This is a genomic window from Prescottella defluvii, from assembly GCF_000738775.1.
GTDB classification, from domain to species: Bacteria; Actinomycetota; Actinomycetes; order Mycobacteriales; family Mycobacteriaceae; genus Prescottella; species Prescottella defluvii.
Map to the genome: position 1 here is coordinate 1 of NZ_JPOC01000118.1, position 373 is coordinate 373.

1 protein-coding gene is annotated in these 373 nt (G+C 70.5%); it reads left to right on the forward strand.

Features of this window, described 5'->3' with window-relative positions; genetic code table 11:
- The coding region (locus IJ15_RS25025) for an arabinosyltransferase C-terminal domain-containing protein (protein ID WP_037136043.1) at window positions 1-373 on the forward strand (373 nt) is incomplete at both ends.

Here is a 373-nt window from a genome sequence, read left to right on the forward strand (position 1 = left end):
TGCTCTTCGAGGTGCTCTCGCTGCTCAAGGGCGCCGTCGCGCAGTACCCGTCGTACTCGATCGCCCACTCCAACCTGAAGTCCGTGACCGGCAACTCGTGCGCGCTCGCCGACTACGTCCTCGTCGAGGACGACACGAACGCCTCGACGCTGCAACTGGTGACGCCGCCCGAGGATCTCGCCGGTGCGGGCGCGTTCGAGTCGCCGGTCACGGACTTCAGGTTGGAGTGGGCGATCGAGTACGACGGGTACTGCGCGACGGCGCCCTTGAGCAGCGAGAGCACCTCGAAGAGCACCACGGCGGCGGCGGCCAGCGTCAGTGGTGCCGGCGACCAGCGGCGGATCCGGGCGCGCCGGCCGCCGTTGCCGGCGGC